General features: G+C 71.4%; 15 protein-coding genes. 8 read left to right on the top strand and 7 right to left on the bottom strand.

Features of this window, described 5'->3' with window-relative positions:
- Window positions 1-68: 68 nt before the first annotated feature.
- A complete protein-coding gene (locus tag ABT063_RS26935) occupies window positions 69-1,214 on the bottom strand; it encodes a GGDEF domain-containing protein (RefSeq protein WP_351061366.1) in 1,146 nt (381 codons plus the stop codon).
- 421 nt (window positions 1,215-1,635) lie between these two features.
- A complete protein-coding gene (locus ABT063_RS26930) occupies window positions 1,636-2,445 on the bottom strand; it encodes an enoyl-CoA hydratase/isomerase family protein (protein WP_351061363.1) in 810 nt (269 codons plus the stop codon).
- Window positions 2,446-2,619: 174 nt separating this feature from the next.
- Between ABT063_RS26930 and ABT063_RS26925 the strand changes: the two genes are divergently transcribed.
- Entirely contained in the window at window positions 2,620-3,291 is a 672-nt protein-coding gene (locus ABT063_RS26925; protein ID WP_351061361.1) for a hypothetical protein, read from the top strand.
- A 33-nt stretch (window positions 3,292-3,324) separates the two neighbouring features.
- Here the strand turns inward: ABT063_RS26925 and ABT063_RS26920 are convergent, their stop codons facing one another.
- Window positions 3,325-4,497 carry an adenylate/guanylate cyclase domain-containing protein gene (locus ABT063_RS26920; protein WP_351061358.1) on the bottom strand — a complete coding sequence of 391 codons (1,173 nt, stop codon included), beginning with the start codon at window positions 4,495-4,497 and terminating at the stop codon, window positions 3,325-3,327.
- A 102-nt stretch (window positions 4,498-4,599) separates the two neighbouring features.
- Window positions 4,600-5,460: a biotin--[acetyl-CoA-carboxylase] ligase gene (locus ABT063_RS26915; protein WP_351061355.1), complete on the bottom strand. Its 861-nt coding sequence runs from the start codon at window positions 5,458-5,460 to the stop codon at window positions 4,600-4,602.
- A gap of 111 nt (window positions 5,461-5,571) precedes the next feature.
- Here ABT063_RS26915 and ABT063_RS26910 point away from each other — a divergent pair, with 111 nt between their 5' ends.
- The 4 genes from ABT063_RS26910 (at window position 5,572) to ABT063_RS26895 (ending at window position 8,246) form a co-directional block, all read left to right on the top strand.
- Window positions 5,572-7,173 (top strand): acyl-CoA carboxylase subunit beta, encoded by a 1,602-nt coding sequence (locus ABT063_RS26910; RefSeq protein ID WP_351061352.1) that lies wholly within the window; start codon window positions 5,572-5,574, stop codon window positions 7,171-7,173.
- Between the two features lie 27 nt (window positions 7,174-7,200).
- Window positions 7,201-7,410, top strand: coding sequence for an acyl-CoA carboxylase epsilon subunit (locus ABT063_RS26905; protein WP_351061350.1), 210 nt, complete (start codon window positions 7,201-7,203; stop codon window positions 7,408-7,410).
- Window positions 7,411-7,474: 64 nt separating this feature from the next.
- Window positions 7,475-7,603, top strand: a complete 129-nt coding sequence (gene mmpB / locus ABT063_RS26900; protein WP_351061347.1) for a morphogenic membrane protein MmpB — start codon at window positions 7,475-7,477, stop codon at window positions 7,601-7,603.
- 22 nt (window positions 7,604-7,625) lie between these two features.
- Window positions 7,626-8,246, top strand: a complete 621-nt coding sequence (locus ABT063_RS26895; protein WP_351061344.1) for a Maf family protein — start codon at window positions 7,626-7,628, stop codon at window positions 8,244-8,246.
- Here ABT063_RS26895 and ABT063_RS26890 read toward each other — a convergent pair.
- Window positions 8,215-8,697: a hypothetical protein gene (locus ABT063_RS26890; protein WP_351061341.1), complete on the bottom strand. Its 483-nt coding sequence runs from the start codon at window positions 8,695-8,697 to the stop codon at window positions 8,215-8,217. The genes ABT063_RS26895 and ABT063_RS26890 overlap by 32 nt on opposite strands.
- Window positions 8,698-9,082: 385 nt before the next feature.
- Here ABT063_RS26890 and ABT063_RS26885 point away from each other — a divergent pair, with 385 nt between their 5' ends.
- Window positions 9,083-10,855: an acetyl/propionyl/methylcrotonyl-CoA carboxylase subunit alpha gene (locus ABT063_RS26885; protein ID WP_351061338.1), complete on the top strand. Its 1,773-nt coding sequence runs from the start codon at window positions 9,083-9,085 to the stop codon at window positions 10,853-10,855.
- Window positions 10,856-11,002: 147 nt separating this feature from the next.
- On the opposite strand, the gene ABT063_RS26880 is transcribed toward ABT063_RS26885, so the two are convergent.
- A complete protein-coding gene (locus tag ABT063_RS26880; protein ID WP_351061335.1) occupies window positions 11,003-11,965 on the bottom strand; it encodes a DeoR/GlpR family DNA-binding transcription regulator in 963 nt (320 codons plus the stop codon).
- Between the two features lie 166 nt (window positions 11,966-12,131).
- Window positions 12,132-13,688 (bottom strand): NAD(P)H-quinone dehydrogenase, encoded by a 1,557-nt coding sequence (locus ABT063_RS26875; protein ID WP_351061332.1) that lies wholly within the window; start codon window positions 13,686-13,688, stop codon window positions 12,132-12,134.
- On the opposite strand from ABT063_RS26875, the gene ABT063_RS26870 reads away from it, so the two are divergent.
- Both ABT063_RS26870 and ABT063_RS26865 read left to right on the top strand, forming a co-directional pair.
- Entirely contained in the window at window positions 13,687-14,124 is a 438-nt protein-coding gene (locus ABT063_RS26870; protein ID WP_351061329.1) for a gamma-glutamylcyclotransferase family protein, read from the top strand. The genes ABT063_RS26875 and ABT063_RS26870 overlap by 2 nt on opposite strands.
- A gap of 105 nt (window positions 14,125-14,229) precedes the next feature.
- Window positions 14,230-15,054 carry a purine-nucleoside phosphorylase gene (locus ABT063_RS26865; protein WP_351061327.1) on the top strand — a complete coding sequence of 275 codons (825 nt, stop codon included), beginning with the start codon at window positions 14,230-14,232 and terminating at the stop codon, window positions 15,052-15,054.
- Window positions 15,055-15,210 lie beyond the last annotated feature (156 nt).

The raw sequence follows: 15,210 nt of genomic DNA, 5'->3' as shown, positions 1-15,210 counted from the left end.
GGGCGGGTTTACCCCTTACCGCTGGGTCACCTTCAGTGACATCAGTGACCCGTTGGACCTCGGTGACATCAGTGGCGTCCGCGGAACCGGCGGCGCTCGGCGGTCGGCTCGGCGGAGGGTTCGTCGGCCATCCGTACGACGGGATCGTCGGGGCCCTCGCGCCCGGCGACGACCGGCCGGATGGAGCCTTCGGCCTTGGCCCGGTACTGGGCCGCGTCGGCGAGCCGGAACAGCCGGCGGGCGGAGTGCACCGGCCCGACGGGATCCGCGGTGGACGCGATCCCGCAGGCGACCCCTTCCCCGAGCTCCAACTCGGCGGCCCGGCGGCAGAGTTCGTCGGCCGCCTTGACGACCTCGTCGGCGGGCGGCCCGACCGCGAGCAGACAGAACTCGTCGCCGCCGAGGCGGGCGGCGACGGCGCCGGGCAGCATGGCGCCGCAGAGGGAGAGCACGGATCCGAAGCGTTCGAGGAGCCGGTCGCCGACGGCGTGCCCGTGAGTGTCGTTGACGCGCTTGAGCCCGTTGAGGTCGCAGACGACGAGACTGACGACGACACCTTCCTTGCGGTGCCGCTCCACGGCCCGGTCCAGGCGCGCGTCTACGGCGCGGCGGTTGGCGAGGCCGGTGAGCGCGTCGGTGAAGGCCAGTCGGCGGACCTCCTCCAGCCGCTCGGTCTGGGCGATGCCGGCGGCGACGACGGAGGCCAGGACGGTGGCGAAGTCGGCGTCGGCGCGGTCGAAGACGGGGGCGCCGACCGGGCGGGCGACGTACAGCTCCCCCCAGGCGCGGCCGTGCAGCACGATCGGTGCGACGACGCAGGAGCCGCGGCCTCTCCTGCGGAGGGCGGCGACGCGTTGGTGGACGTAACCGGGACGGCGTCCGGCCGCCGGTCCCTCCGCCGTCTCCACCCAGGCGTTGGGCTCGCCGCCGCCGGCCCACCGCTCGTGCAGGAACTCGGTGATCTCGGCGAACTGGTGCACCGGGTAGGCCTCGTCGTCCGGGAACTCCTCCTCGCCCTCGGCCCGCTCGCCCACGTTGACGAGGACCTTGAGCCGCCCGAGCTCCCGCTCCCACACGGACAGCGCGGCGAAACTCCCGCCGAGCGCACGGCGCGCGCCATTGGCGGCTGCCCACCACGCCTCGCGCGAGCAGCGGGCCGCCGCCATGCCTTGAGCCAACGCCACCACGGCCGCGAGCCGACTGTCCTCACCCATCACTCCAGGCTAGGGAGGATTGGGGCGAACCGGTCACTTGATGCGGCGCTGGGGTGATCGTCGGCGGTGGGGTTCGGCGTCGGTGCGGCCGCCGCTGGGGGCAGCCGACGCCGTCAGCCTGCGGCCAGTCGTACCGCTGGGGCTCCGCCCCCAGACCCCCGGACCTATGCCCCACCCACCCGACTCGGTCAGCCAGGAAGTGACCCTCGCAGGCGCTCGCGCGGCGTTAGCTGCGGGCAGTCGCCCGCGCTAGCTGCGGGCAGTCGCCCGCGCTAGCTGCGGGCAGTCGCCCGCGCTAGCTGCGGGCAGTCGTGCCGCTGGGGCGGCACGGGTGGGCGCAGGCGGCACCCCGTCAGCGCCGGGCCGCGCGACCCACCTCCGCTTAGCCCCACCCCGAGTACCTTCCAGGCACGCCCCCCGACTACTCCCCCGGCCACCGCGGCGCCCGCTTCTCGTTGAACGCCGCCACCCCCTCCGCCCGATCCCCCGAAAACGCCACCGCCCGCCAAGCCGCGTCCTCGACCTCCAACCCGGCCCGCAGATCCAACCCCTGCCCCAACCGCAACGCCCGCTTCGCCGCCCGCAGCCCCACCGGCGAGTTCCCCGCGATCCGCCCCGCCAGCCCCAACGCCTCCTCCCGGTCCCGCCCCTCCTCCACCACCTGATCCACAAGCCCCAACTCCCGCGCCTCCGCAGCCTCCACCCGCCGCGCGGTATAGATCAGCTCGGCCGCCCGAGCCGCCCCCACCCGCCGCGGCAGCAACTGCGTACCGCCCCCGCCCGGAATCACCCCCACGGACACCTCCGGCAACCCCACCACCGCCGTACGGTCCGCCACGATCAGGTCACAGGCGAGCGCCAGCTCGAACCCACCCCCCAGCGCGAACCCGTGCACCGCCGCGATCGTCGGCACAGGCAGCTCCAGCACCCCGGTGTACGCCCCCCGCGCCACCGGCCGCTGCCGCACCAGCTCGGCATCGCTCAAGGAGTTGCGCTCCTTCAGGTCGGCCCCGACACAGAAGGCCCGCTCGTGCGTGGAGGTCACCACGACCACCCGCACGCTCCTGTCCCCTCCCAGCCCCGCACAGGCCGCCGCGATGGACCGGGCCATCTCCGTCGAGACGGCGTTCATGGCCTTGGGCCGATCGAGGACCAGCTCCGCGACATGCCCGGCGCCCCCGTCCCCGTGTCGCCGTACCAGCACGAACTCCCCGAACCGCTGCTCGCCCATGACACCCTCCCGGTTAACGCCGGTTAACGAACCTCGCCCCGATCATATCGACGCCCGAGACCCCGTTCGAGTGACATACCGCCCGACTCCCACCCCACCGCCCACGAGAGCGCATAACGTGCGTCCGCCACGGCGTACAGGGGGCGTGAGCGCATCGGGGAGGGGTCGAGGGAGATGACGACGGACACGCAGGAGCGGCCGGAGAGAGCGACCACGCAGGTCACGACAACCGCACGGCCCGAGTCGTACGACCCAGGAACCCGCCTCCGGAGCCCCCGCGGCCGTCACCGCAAGCCCCGCCCCCGCAAGATGCTGCTCGCCGCCGGCGGCCTGGCCATCGCGGCCGGGGTACTGAGCCTCGTACGGCTGACGCCCGACCCGAACGTCCAGAGCCTCGGCACCGCGGAGACCGAACCCAGCCCGGACCCGGACACCGGCACGGACGGCCCCGCCAACACCGCCGCCACCGCGGGAAGCACCCCCGAGGTGAGCCCGTCGACGACCTCACCGTTGGGCGGGACGGACCGGACAGCGCCCCCGGGCAGGTCCCAGGTCCCCACGCCGTACGCGACCGGCGCCCCGGGACGGCCCGCGGCCGTCCCCACGACCATCCCCCAAGCCCCGAACCCGACCGGCCACCCCGCGGGCCCCACCACCGCACCCCGGCCACCGGCCTCGACGCCCACGACCCCACGCCCCGCACCGACCCCGCCCGCGAGCCGCACCTCGCCGTCCCCGGCCCCACTGCCGGACCAGCCGGAGCAACCGGACCGACCGCACCGGCCCGACCTGTGCGTTCCGGTCATCGACGTGTGCGTGGACCCGCCGACCGCCCGCCGCGAATGACCAGAGGCACCGGCGGCGGCAGCGGCCCGGCCGCTACGCCCCGCCGTCCCGCCGAGTCAGCAGCCACGGCTCGACCACGCCCAGCCCACGCACCGGCCGCTGCCACATCGGCTGCAGCGCGAAGCGGTACGCCGGCGGCTCCTCGCCCTCCTTCTCGGCGGCGGCCACGGCCTCGGCCGCCTCCGCCTCGGAGGCGGGCGCCTCCTCGGTACGGATCAGCTCCTCCGCGAAGGCGCTGTCGATGAGGACGGCGTCGCGCGGGGCTATCGACGTCAGCCGGGAGGCGAGGTTCACGGTCGTACCGAAGACATCGCCCATTCGAGTGGTCACCGTGCCGAACGCGATGCCGACGCGCAGCTCCGGCATGGTCTCGTCGTTCGCCATGGTCTCGATGAGGCGCAGCGCGATCTCGGCGGCCACACCCGCGTCGTCGGCCGCGTACAGCACCTCGTCGCCGAGCGTCTTGATGAGCCGCCCGCCGCGCGCGGCGACCAGGTCGGCGGCGGTGGTCTCGAAGGCCTCGACGAGTTCGCCGAGCTCCTCCTCCTCCATACGGCGGGTCAGGCGCGTGAACCCGACGAGGTCGGCGAAGCCCACGGCGAGGCGCCGGTCGACCATCTCCTCGTCGTCGGCGGTCTGGACGACCCGGCCGGCCGAGGCGGCGAGCTGGCGCCGCCAGACGTAGACGAGGAACTCCTCCAGCTCGGGCAGGAGCAGCTCGATGATCGGGTACGTCACCTCGGTGCGCGTCATGCCGGGTTCCGGGGGCTCGGTCAGCCCCTCCAGGAAGGAGTCGATCTGCCATTCGGCCAGGCGGGCGGTGGTCTGCCCGGTGGACCGCGCCACCTGCACGGCCATGGCCTCGCTCAGCAGCCCCGCCTCGACGAGACCGGAGAGCCGGCGCAGTGCGAGGACGTCGGCCTCGGTGAGCGCCTTGGCCTGGCCGATGTCGGCGAAGCCCATGGCCCGCCAGAAGCGGGTGGCGAGCTCCACGGAGACGCCCGCGCTACGGGCCGCCTGGAAGGGGGTGTAGCGCCGCTCGGCGCCGAGGATGAGCTGCTCGATGCGCAGGGCGAGTGGGTCCTCGCCGGTGTCCTCGCCAGGGTCGGCGGCGTGGGGGTCCCCCCGCTCGAACGAACTCGAGAGTGGGGGAGGCTCCTCCCGGCCGTCCGCGTCCGCGCCGGAGCCCGTGTCGTCGACGGTCACGCCTGCTGCCCTTCCGATCTGTCACGGTCAGGTATCGACCGGCCTCAACTCTACGGCAGGTGTGCCGTAGCTCACTCCGCGAGTGGTCCGACGATACGAAGGTCATCCCGCCCGCAAGTGCACGATGTCCCCCGCTCCCACCGGCTCCTGTACCCCGTCTTCCGTCGCGATCACGAGTCGTCCGTCACCGTCGATCGCCACCGCCTCCCCGACGACCGACCGGTCGCCGGGCAGCTCGGCCCGCACAACCCGCCCGAGGGTCGCGCACCCGGCGGCATACGTCTCCTGCAAGCCACTCGCCGCCGGGTCGCCGCCGGCGGCCCGCCAGCGCGCGTACCAGTCCTCCAGCGACCGCAGCACCCCCCGCAGCAACGGATCCCGGTCGGTGTTCACCGCCCCGGCCAGCGCCAGCGACCCCGCCTGCGGCACCGGCAGCTCGTCCGCCCGCAGCGTCACGTTGATGCCGACCCCGACGACGACCCCGTCGTCCCCGGCCCGCTCCGCCAGGATCCCCCCGGCCTTGCGTTCCTCGCCGCCCACGGTCACCAGCAGGTCGTTCGGCCACTTGAGCGCCGTATCCACACCCGCGACCCGCGACAGCCCCGTCGCCACCGCCACCCCGGTCAGCAGCGGCAGCCAGCCCCAGCGGGCCACCGGCACCTCACTCGGATTCAGCAGCACGGAGAAGAAAAGACCCGACCGCGCCGGAGCCGTCCACTGCCGGTCCAGGCGGCCCCGCCCGGCAGTCTGCTCCTCGGCGACCAGGACCGCGCCCTCGGCCGCCTTGCCGGCATCCGCCGAGGCCACCAGGTCGCTGTTGGTGGAGCCGGTGCGCTGCACGACCTCCACCGCCGACCACAGCGAGCCCTCCCGCACCAGCGCGCGCCGCAGGGCCGCGGCGTTGAAGGGCGGACGGTCCAGGTCGGACCAACGGCTGTCGTCTGATGCGTCTCGCGGCGTCATGCAACCCACACTAGGTGTGGTAAACGCCGCACTGCCGATTGGTGGACCCCCCACTACTCTACGGATGAGTAACCGTCCCCCCTTTTTGAGCAGGCAGGGAGCCACATCCCGATGTCCGAGCCGGAAGAGCGTCACGAGATCGACATTCACACGACCGCGGGCAAGCTCGCGGACCTCCAGCGCCGCATCGAGGAGGCGACGCACGCCGGCTCCGCACGCGCCGTCGAGAAGCAGCACGCCAAGGGCAAGCTGACAGCCCGTGAGCGCATCGAACTGCTGCTCGACGAGGGCTCCTTCGTGGAACTCGACGAGTTCGCGCGGCACCGGTCCACCAACTTCGGCCTGGAGAAGAACCGCCCGTACGGGGACGGGGTCGTGACCGGGTACGGAACCGTCGACGGCCGCCCCGTCGCCCTGTTCTCCCAGGACTTCACCGTCTTCGGCGGCGCCCTCGGCGAGGTCTACGGCCAGAAGATCGTCAAGGTGATGGACTTCGCGCTGAAGACCGGCTGCCCGGTCATCGGCATCAACGACTCCGGCGGCGCCCGCATCCAGGAAGGCGTCGCCTCCCTCGGCGCCTACGGCGAGATCTTCCGCCGCAACACCCACGCCTCCGGCGTGATCCCGCAGATCAGCCTGGTCGTCGGCCCGTGCGCGGGCGGCGCGGTCTACTCCCCCGCCATCACCGACTTCACCGTCATGGTCGACCAGACCTCGCACATGTTCATCACCGGCCCGGACGTCATCAAGACGGTCACCGGCGAGGACGTCGGCTTCGAGGAGCTCGGCGGCGCCCGCACCCACAACTCCGCCTCCGGTGTGGCACACCACATGGCCGGCGACGAGAAGGACGCCATCGAGTACGTCAAGCAGCTGCTGTCGTACCTGCCGTCCAACAACCTCAGCGAACCCCCGGCGTTCCCCGAGGAGGCGGACCTCGCCCTCACCGACGAGGACCGCGAGCTGGACACGATCGTGCCGGACAGCGCGAACCAGCCGTACAACATGCACACGGTGATCGAGCACATCCTCGACGACGCCGAGTTCTTCGAGACGCAGCCGCTGTTCGCACCGAACATCGCCACCGGTTTCGGCCGGGTCGAGGGCCGCCCGGTCGGCATCGTCGCGAACCAGCCGATGCAGTTCGCCGGCTGCCTCGACATCAGGGCGAGCGAGAAGGCGGCCCGCTTCGTGCGCACCTGCGACGCCTTCAACGTCCCGGTCATCACCTTCGTGGACGTCCCCGGCTTCCTGCCCGGCGTCGACCAGGAGCACGACGGCATCATCCGCCGCGGCGCCAAGCTGATCTACGCCTACGCCGAGGCCACGGTCCCGCTCATCACCGTGATCACCCGCAAGGCCTTCGGCGGCGCCTACGACGTCATGGGCTCCAAGCACCTGGGCGCCGACCTCAACCTCGCCTGGCCCACCGCCCAGATCGCCGTCATGGGCGCCCAGGGCGCGGTCAACATCCTGCACCGCCGGACCATCGCCGAGGCGGAGGCCGCCGGAGACGGTGAGGCGACCCGGGCCCGGCTCATCCAGGAGTACGAGGACGCCCTGCTCAACCCCTACGTCGCGGCCGAGCGCGGCTACATCGACGCCGTGATCATGCCGTCCGAAACCCGCCGCCATGTCGTACGGGGCCTGCGTCAACTACGCACCAAGCGGGAATCCCTGCCTCCGAAGAAGCACGGCAACATCCCCCTCTAGCCCCACCTCGATTGATTGGGAGCCGTCATGACGATCAAGGTCGTAAGGGGCAATCCGACCCCGGAGGAGCTGGCCGCCGCCCTGGCGGTGGTCCGCGCCCGCGCCGCGGCGGCACCCCCCGAGCCGCCCGGCGCGCCCACCACCCGGGACGCCTGGTCGGACCCGTCCCGCATCGCGGCCCACCGCCTGCCGCAGCCGGGTCCGGCGTCTTGGAGCCGCACCTACTGGCCCGGGTAGGGCCCCCGGAAGTTGAGTACGCGTACTCAGGCGCCCCGCACGAAACCACCGCACGCTCGAAAGCATGCTGTGGTCCGACCCCGACGACGAGCCGCCGAAGGAACTGCGCGACATGCAGGACATGCTTCGGCGGCTGGGCGTTTTCATGGCGCTCGCCATGGTGATCGCGATGATCGTGATCGGCGTCAGATGAGGGTCGCCGATACGCTGACCGTATGACTGATCAACCGCGCCGCCGTCTCGTCCTCGCCTCCCAGTCCCCCGCCCGGCTCGGTCTGCTGCGCCAGGCCGGGCTCGACCCCGAGGTGATCGTGAGCGGCGTCGACGAGGACGCCGTCACCGCGCCGACCCCCGCCGAACTGGCCCTCGCCCTGGCCGAGGCGAAGGCCTCCGTGGTGGCGGCCAAGCCCGAGGTCAAGGGCGCTCTGGTGATCGGCTGCGACTCGGTCCTCGAGCTGGACGGCGCGGCGCTGGGCAAGCCCGCCGACGCCGAGGAGGCCACGGCCAGGTGGAAGTCCATGCGCGGCCGCGCCGGCACGCTGCAGACCGGCCACTGCGTCTACGACACGATCAGCGGCCGGTACACCTCCGCCACCGCCTCCACCGTCGTCCGCTTCGGCGATCCGACCGACGAGGAGATCGCCGCGTACGTCGCCTCGGGCGAACCTCTCTACGTCGCCGGGGCGTTCACGCTCGACGGCCGCTCGGCCCCGTTCATCGACGGCATCGACGGCGACCACGGCAACGTGATCGGCATCAGCCTGCCCCTCGTCCGTCGGCTGCTGGCGGAACTGGGCGTCGGCATCACGGAGTTGTGGGCGCCGGCGGAGGCGTGATCGGCGAGCCGCCGTCGCCCTTGGTGTCGTCCGGCGTCGCGTCGGCGGGCTCCGGCCCGCCCTGGCCGTCGTACGTCATCAGCAGCAGCACGATCAGGGCGAGCACGGCCATCATGAACAGGAACTGCGGCCAGCCCATCAGCCCCCACGCGAACGCGCCCAGCAGTCCGTGCACCACGGCCGCGCTGATCAGCAGGATGCGGCCGAGACCGGCGGGGCGGCGGCCCCGCACGGCGACCAGCAGCGCGACCAGGCCGCACAGGGCGAAGTAGAGGCCGAAGACGATCCCGCCGATCTTCGACGACGTGGACATCACATTCGGGTCGAGGCCGGCCAGGGACATGTTCTGCCGGTCGACGACGGTTCCGAGGAACCAGTTGAGCAGGGCGATGCCGAACGCCTCGGCGACGAGCACGACCGCCACGACCCACGCCACCGGTCTGCGCACCACCGGTCCCCACCCACTTCCAGAGCTTTTTCAGAGCCACCCGAGCAAGACTGCAGTTACCCGAAGTACGTTCGAGACATCGTGAACGCTACTCACGGGTAAACGCGAGGACAAGAGTCCGGCGGAGGGCAAAGAATCATTGGGCCATTCGTAGGGACTCCACAAAGAAACGGAGTGGGCCGAAGCACGCCACTACAGAGACCTTGACCACACAGGAGGGCTAGGGTTTCCGGGAGGAGTCCTGCGTACCGAGGTGCGACAAGGGATTTCGCGGGTCGAGCAAGCCTCACATCACGCTCCGTGTGGGCAAGCTCACCATTGGGGACGGGTCGAAGTGTCGTGTCGGCAGTCCCTAAACTCGGCTTGTTTCAAGGAGGGAGCCTCAATCGTGCGCAAGGTGCTCATCGCCAACCGTGGCGAAATCGCTGTCCGCGTTGCCCGGGCCTGCCGGGATGCCGGTATCGCGAGCGTGGCCGTCTACGCCGACCCGGACCGGGACGCTCTGCATGTCCGCGCTGCGGATGAGGCATTCGCCCTGGGTGGTGACACCCCGGCGACCAGCTATCTGGACATGTCGAAGGTGCTGGGCGCCGCGCGTGAGTCGGGTGCGGACGCCATCCATCCGGGTTACGGCTTCCTCTCGGAGAACGCCGAGTTCGCGCAGGCGGTCCTGGACGCGGGCCTGATCTGGATCGGCCCGCCGCCGCAGGCCATCCGCGACCTCGGCGACAAGGTCGCCGCCCGGCACATCGCCCAGCGCGCCGGCGCACCCCTGGTGGCCGGCACGCCCGACCCGGTGAGCGGTGCCGACGAGGTGGTCGCCTTCGCCGAGGAGCACGGCCTGCCCATCGCGATCAAGGCCGCGTTCGGCGGTGGCGGGCGCGGGCTGAAGGTGGCCCGCACCCTGGAAGAGGTGCCCGAGCTGTACGACTCCGCCGTCCGTGAGGCGGTGGCCGCGTTCGGGCGGGGTGAGTGCTTCGTCGAGCGCTACCTGGACAAGCCCCGGCACGTGGAGACGCAGTGCCTGGCCGACCAGCACGGCAACGTGGTCGTCGTATCGACCCGTGACTGCTCCCTGCAGCGCCGCCACCAGAAGCTGGTCGAGGAGGCGCCGGCCCCCTTCCTGTCCGCCGAGCAGAACGCCGAGCTGTACGCGGCGTCGAAGGCCATTCTCAAGGAGGCCGGCTACGTCGGCGCGGGCACGGTGGAGTTCCTCGTCGGCGTGGACGGCACGATCTCCTTCCTGGAGGTCAACACCCGCCTGCAGGTCGAGCACCCGGTCACCGAGGAGGTCACCGGCATCGACCTGGTCCGCGAGATGTTCCGCATCGCCGACGGCGAAAAACTCGGCTACGACGACCCGGTCCTGCGCGGCCACTCCTTCGAGTTCCGCATCAACGGCGAGGACCCGGGCCGCAACTTCCTCCCGGCCCCCGGCACGGTCACCACGTTCGCCCCGCCCGCCGGGCCCGGGGTGCGCCTGGACGCGGGCGTGGAGTCCGGCAGCGTGATCGGCCCGGCCTGGGACTCCCTGCTCGCCAAGCTGATCGTCACCGGCGCCACCCGGCAGCAGGCCCTGCAGCGCGCGGCCCGTGCCCTGGCCGAGTTCCAGGTCGAGGGCATGGCCACGGCCATCCCCTTCCACCGCGCGGTCGTCGAGGACCCGGCGTTCGCTCCCGAGCTCACCGGCAGCCAGGACCCGTTCACGGTCCACACCCGCTGGATCGAGACGGAGTTCGTCAACGAGATCAAGCCCTTCACCGCCCCCGCCGACATGGACACGGACGAGGAGCCGGGCCGTGAGACGGTCGTCGTCGAGGTCGGCGGCAAGCGCCTGGAGGTCTCCCTCCCGGTCTCGCTGGGCATGTCGCTGGCCCGTACCGGGCTCGCGGCGGGTGCCAAGCCCAAGCGCCGGGCGGCGAAGAAGTCCGGCCCGGCCGCCTCCGGCGACACCCTCGCCTCCCCGATGCAGGGCACCATCGTCAAGATCGCGGTCGAGGAGGGCCAGGAGGTCAAGGAGGGCGACCTGGTCGTCGTACTCGAAGCGATGAAGATGGAACAGCCGCTGAACGCGCACAAGTCCGGCACCATCAAGGGCCTGTCCGCCGACGTCGGCGCCTCCATCACGTCCGGCGCCGCGATCTGCGAGATCAAGGACTGACCACCGCTTCCACGGCATCCCGAGGCGCCCGGCGGACTGACAGCTTCAGTCCGCCGGGCGCCTCGTTTTCCGTCCCCCGAGCCGATGGCCCCACTGAGCGCGGACCGACCGCCGCGCGGCCTTCTCCTCGACCTTCGGCGGCCCGGCTCAACGCCGCCGCAGATCCGCGACCCTGGCCCGCTCTGCTCCGGGTACCTGCTCACCGAGCACGGCGGCCGTCCGCAGCCCCGGCGCGGCGCCCGGCACCTGACCCCGGCGCGGGCTCGGAAGGGGCACGTCCCGGCGCTGTTGCCGGCGCGCCGGGACCTCGTCACCCCCCGGGTTCCCGGTCGCCCCGGCCACGGCGATCTGCACCCCCTGGTCGGCGAGGGCCTGGAGCTCGGTGGCGGCACGGTCGTCGTGGGCCGGCGGATCGTCCGTCACCAGACGGGTGATGAGATCGGTCGGCACCGTCTGGAACATGGTGTCCGTGCCGAGCTTGGTGTGGTCGGCGAGGACGACGACCTCGGCGGCCGCCTGCACCAGCGCACGGTCGACGGACGCGGACAGCATGTTGGACGTGGACAGCCCGCGCTCGGCGGTGAGCCCGCTCCCGGAGAGGAAGGCCCGGGAGACCCTCAGCCCCTGAAGGGACTGTTCGGCACCACTCCCCACAAGGGCGTAGTTCGAACCGCGGAGCGTACCGCCGGTCATCACGACTTCCACCCGGTTGGCGTGGGCCAACGCCTGGGCCACCAGCAGCGAGTTGGTGACGACGGTCAGCCCGGGTACCCGCGCGAGCCGACGAGCCAGCTCCTGCGTGGTGGTCCCCGCCCCGACCACGATGGCCTCGCCCTCTTCGACGAAGCTCGCGGCGAGATCGGCGATGGCCGTCTTCTCGGCGGTCGCGAGATGTGATTTCTGCGGAAAGCCGGACTCCCGCGTAAACCCGCCCGGCAATACCGCACCGCCATGCCGGCGGTCGAGGAGTCCTTCTGCCTCCAGTGCGCGCACGTCCCGCCGTACGGTCACTTCGGAGGTCTGGACGACGCGGGCGAGCTCACGGAGCGACACGGCCCCGTTCGCTCGCACCATTTCGAGGATCAATTGGCGACGTTCTGCAGCGAACACGAAACTGACAGTAACCCCAACGACCGTCTGGTTTCAGCAGTTTGCGCCGAATAGCAGAAGTTGTTCGCACGGGAGGGCAGGAAGTGGTATAGGGCCTAATCCGGCCGCCTATGCCGCACGCATGCTCGACAACTCCCCGTGACCAGCGGGGAATCGCTTTCGGTCGTCAGCCGCCATCCCCGGTCTTACGGGTGTGCAGCTGCCGTGCCACCTCGGCGATCGACCCCGAAAGGGAGGGGTAAACGGTGAACGCGTTCGCGATCTGTTCGACCGTCAGATTGTTGTCGACGGCGATCGAGATGGGATGGATCAGTTCCGAAGCGCGCGGCGCCACGACCACACCGCCCACCACGATCCCCGTGCCCGGCCGGCAGAAGATCTTGACGAAGCCGTCCCGGATGCCCTGCATCTTCGCGCGCGGGTTGCGCAGCAGCGGCAGCTTCACGACCCGGGCGTCGATCTTGCCGCCGTCGACGTCGGCCTGGCTGTACCCGACCGTGGCGATCTCGGGATCGGTGAAGACGTTCGACGACACGGTCTTCAGGTTCAGCGGATTCACCGCGTCACCCAGGAAGTGGTACATGGCGATACGTCCCTGCATCGCCGCGACGGAAGCGAGCGCGAAGATCCCGGTCACGTCACCGGCGGCGTACACGCCAGGAGCCGTGGTCCTCGACACCTTGTCGGTCCAGATGTGCCCGGACTCCCGCAGCCGGACCCCGGCCTCCTCCAGGCCCATGCCCTCGGTGTTGGGAATGGCGCCGACGGCCATCAGACAGTGCGAGCCGGTGATGACCCGCCCGTCGGCCAGCGTGACCTCGACCCGGTCCCCGACCCGCTTGGCCGACTGCGCCCGCGAGCGCGCCAACACATTCATGCCACGCCGCCGGAAGACGTCCTCGAGCACGACTGCGGCGTCCGGGTCCTCACTCGGCAGCACGCGATCCCGCGACGACACCAGCGTGACCTTCGACCCGAGCGCCTGATAGGCCCCGGCGAACTCGGCACCGGTGACACCGGACCCGACCACGATGAGCTCCTCGGGCAGCTCGGTCAGGTCGTACACCTGGGTCCAGTTCAGAATCCGCTCGCCATCGGGCTGCGCGTCGGGCAGCTCACGGGGATGCCCGCCGGTGGCGATCAGCACGGCATCCGCGACGAGGGTCTCCTCACTCCCGTCCGCGGCCCGCACGACCACCTTCCGCGACCCGTCGAGGGCCTGCATGCCCTCGAGCCGCCCGCGCCCCCGCAGCACACGAGCCCCGGCCCGCGTCACGGACGCCGTGATGTCGTGCGACTGAGCCAGCGCAAGCCGCTTGACCCTTCGATTCACCTTCCCGAGATCAACCCCCACCACCCGGGCGGCCTGCTCCATGGGTGGAGTGTCGTCGGCGACGATGATCCCCAGTTCCTCGTACGACGAGTCGAAGGTGGTCATCACCTCGGCCGTAGCGATAAGGGTCTTCGACGGCACGCAGTCGGTGAGCACCGACGCCCCGCCCAGACCGTCGCAGTCGACGACGGTCACCTCCGCGCCGAGCTGCGCGGCCACCAGCGCCGCTTCATATCCGCCGGGTCCGCCACCGATGATCACGATCCGAGTCACGTACTCCATTGTCCCGCACGCCACCAAATGCCACTCCCCCGGGGCCCCACCCGCCCCGGCACGGACACGCACGCGACGGCTGAGACACCCGGGACCCCTGCCGTACCCTCGACGCATGTCGCTCTACGCCGCGTACGCCGGCAACCTCGACGCGCGGCTGATGACCCGCCGCGCCCCGCACTCACCACTGCGTGCGACAGGCTGGCTCAACGGCTGGCGGCTGACCTTCGGTGGCGAGCACATGGGCTGGGAGGGGGCCGTGGCCACGATCGTCGAGGACCCCGTGGCCCAGGTCTTCGTGGCGCTGTACGACATCGCGCCCCTGGACGAGGACTCCATGGACCGCTGGGAGGGCGCGGGCCTGGACATCTACCGCCGTATGCGGATCCACGTCCAGACCCTCGAGGGCCAGGAACAGGCCTGGACGTACGTCCTCAACGGCTACGAGGGAGGCCTGCCCTCGGCCCGCTACCTGGGCGAGATCGCCGACGCCGCGGAGTCGGCGGGCGCGCCGCACGACTACGTCATGGAACTGCGCAAGCGCCCCTGCTGACACCACCCCGACACGCCCCTTCGTTGGAAACGACGAGACAACGATCCCCATCTCGTGAGCTCTGTCATCTACGCGCGTAGGCCTCGACCGGCTACCCTCGTGCGCGTGAACGCATCTCTTCTTCCGGACGACATCCAGGGCGACCCCCACGCCGCCGCCGACGCCGCCGCCGCTCGCCTGCGCGAACTGACGGGCGCCGAGACCCACGACGTCGCCCTCGTGATGGGCTCCGGCTGGGCACCGGCCGTGGACGCGCTGGGCGTCCCCGACGCCGAGCTCCAGGTCACCGAGCTGCCCGGCTTCCCGCCCCCCGCGGTCGAGGGCCACGGAGGCAAGATCCGCTCGTACACCATCGGCGACAAGCGTGCCCTGGTCTTTCTGGGCCGTACGCACTACTACGAGGGCCGCGGAGTCGCCGCCGTCGCCCACGGCGTCCGCACGGCCGTCGCCACCGGCAGCAAGACGATCATCCTCACCAACGGCTGCGGCGGCCTGCGCGAGGGCATGCGCCCCGGCCAGCCGGTCCTGATCAGCGACCACATCAACCTGACGGCGGCCTCCCCCATCATCGGCGCCAACTTCGTCGACCTCACCGACCTCTACTCCCCGCGCCTGCGCGCCCTGTGCAAGGAGGTCGACCCCACCCTGGAGGAGGGCGTCTACGCCCAGTTCCCCGGCCCGCACTACGAGACGCCGGCCGAGATCCGCATGGCCCGCGTGATCGGCGCGGACCTGGTGGGCATGTCGACGGTCCTGGAGGCGATCGCCGCGCGTGAAGCGGGCGCCGAGGTGCTGGGCATCTCCCTGGTGACCAACCTCGCCGCCGGCATGACGGGCGAGCCCCTGAACCATGAGGAGGTCCTCCAGGCGGGCCGCGACAGCGCGACGCGGATGGGGTCGCTGCTGGCGCAGGTGTTGGGGCGGTTGTAAAGGGGCGTCCAGTCACCCGGCGTGGGTGCGGGCCTACGGCGAGAGGTGACCGTAGAAGCCGAGCGGTGGGACAGCCGCGTACGGCGGCAAGGGGACGTGTCGGGGGGTGTCCGCCCGCAGCGGTTGGCGCGTCAACACGGGCACCCTGGTAGGTGA

The organism is Streptomyces sp. NPDC002838, assembly GCF_040295365.1.
In the GTDB taxonomy this organism is placed as follows: domain Bacteria; phylum Actinomycetota; class Actinomycetes; order Streptomycetales; family Streptomycetaceae; genus Streptomyces.
This window is presented reverse-complemented; position numbering and strand designations above follow the sequence as displayed.

Coding starts and splice junctions, on each gene's coding strand:
- ABT063_RS26935 (WP_351061366.1), bottom strand. CDS start 1,214: ATGGGTGAGGACAGTCGGCTCGCGGCCGTGGTGGCGTTGGCTCAAGGC.
- ABT063_RS26910 (WP_351061352.1), top strand. CDS start 5,572: ATGTCCGAGCCGGAAGAGCGTCACGAGATCGACATTCACACGACCGCG.
- ABT063_RS26915 (WP_351061355.1), bottom strand. CDS start 5,460: ATGACGCCGCGAGACGCATCAGACGACAGCCGTTGGTCCGACCTGGAC.
- ABT063_RS26925 (WP_351061361.1), top strand. CDS start 2,620: ATGACGACGGACACGCAGGAGCGGCCGGAGAGAGCGACCACGCAGGTC.
- ABT063_RS26930 (WP_351061363.1), bottom strand. CDS start 2,445: ATGGGCGAGCAGCGGTTCGGGGAGTTCGTGCTGGTACGGCGACACGGG.
- mmpB (WP_351061347.1), top strand. CDS start 7,475: ATGCTGTGGTCCGACCCCGACGACGAGCCGCCGAAGGAACTGCGCGAC.
- ABT063_RS26870 (WP_351061329.1), top strand. CDS start 13,687: ATGTCGCTCTACGCCGCGTACGCCGGCAACCTCGACGCGCGGCTGATG.
- ABT063_RS26905 (WP_351061350.1), top strand. CDS start 7,201: ATGACGATCAAGGTCGTAAGGGGCAATCCGACCCCGGAGGAGCTGGCC.
- ABT063_RS26895 (WP_351061344.1), top strand. CDS start 7,626: ATGACTGATCAACCGCGCCGCCGTCTCGTCCTCGCCTCCCAGTCCCCC.
- ABT063_RS26875 (WP_351061332.1), bottom strand. CDS start 13,688: ATGCGTCGAGGGTACGGCAGGGGTCCCGGGTGTCTCAGCCGTCGCGTG.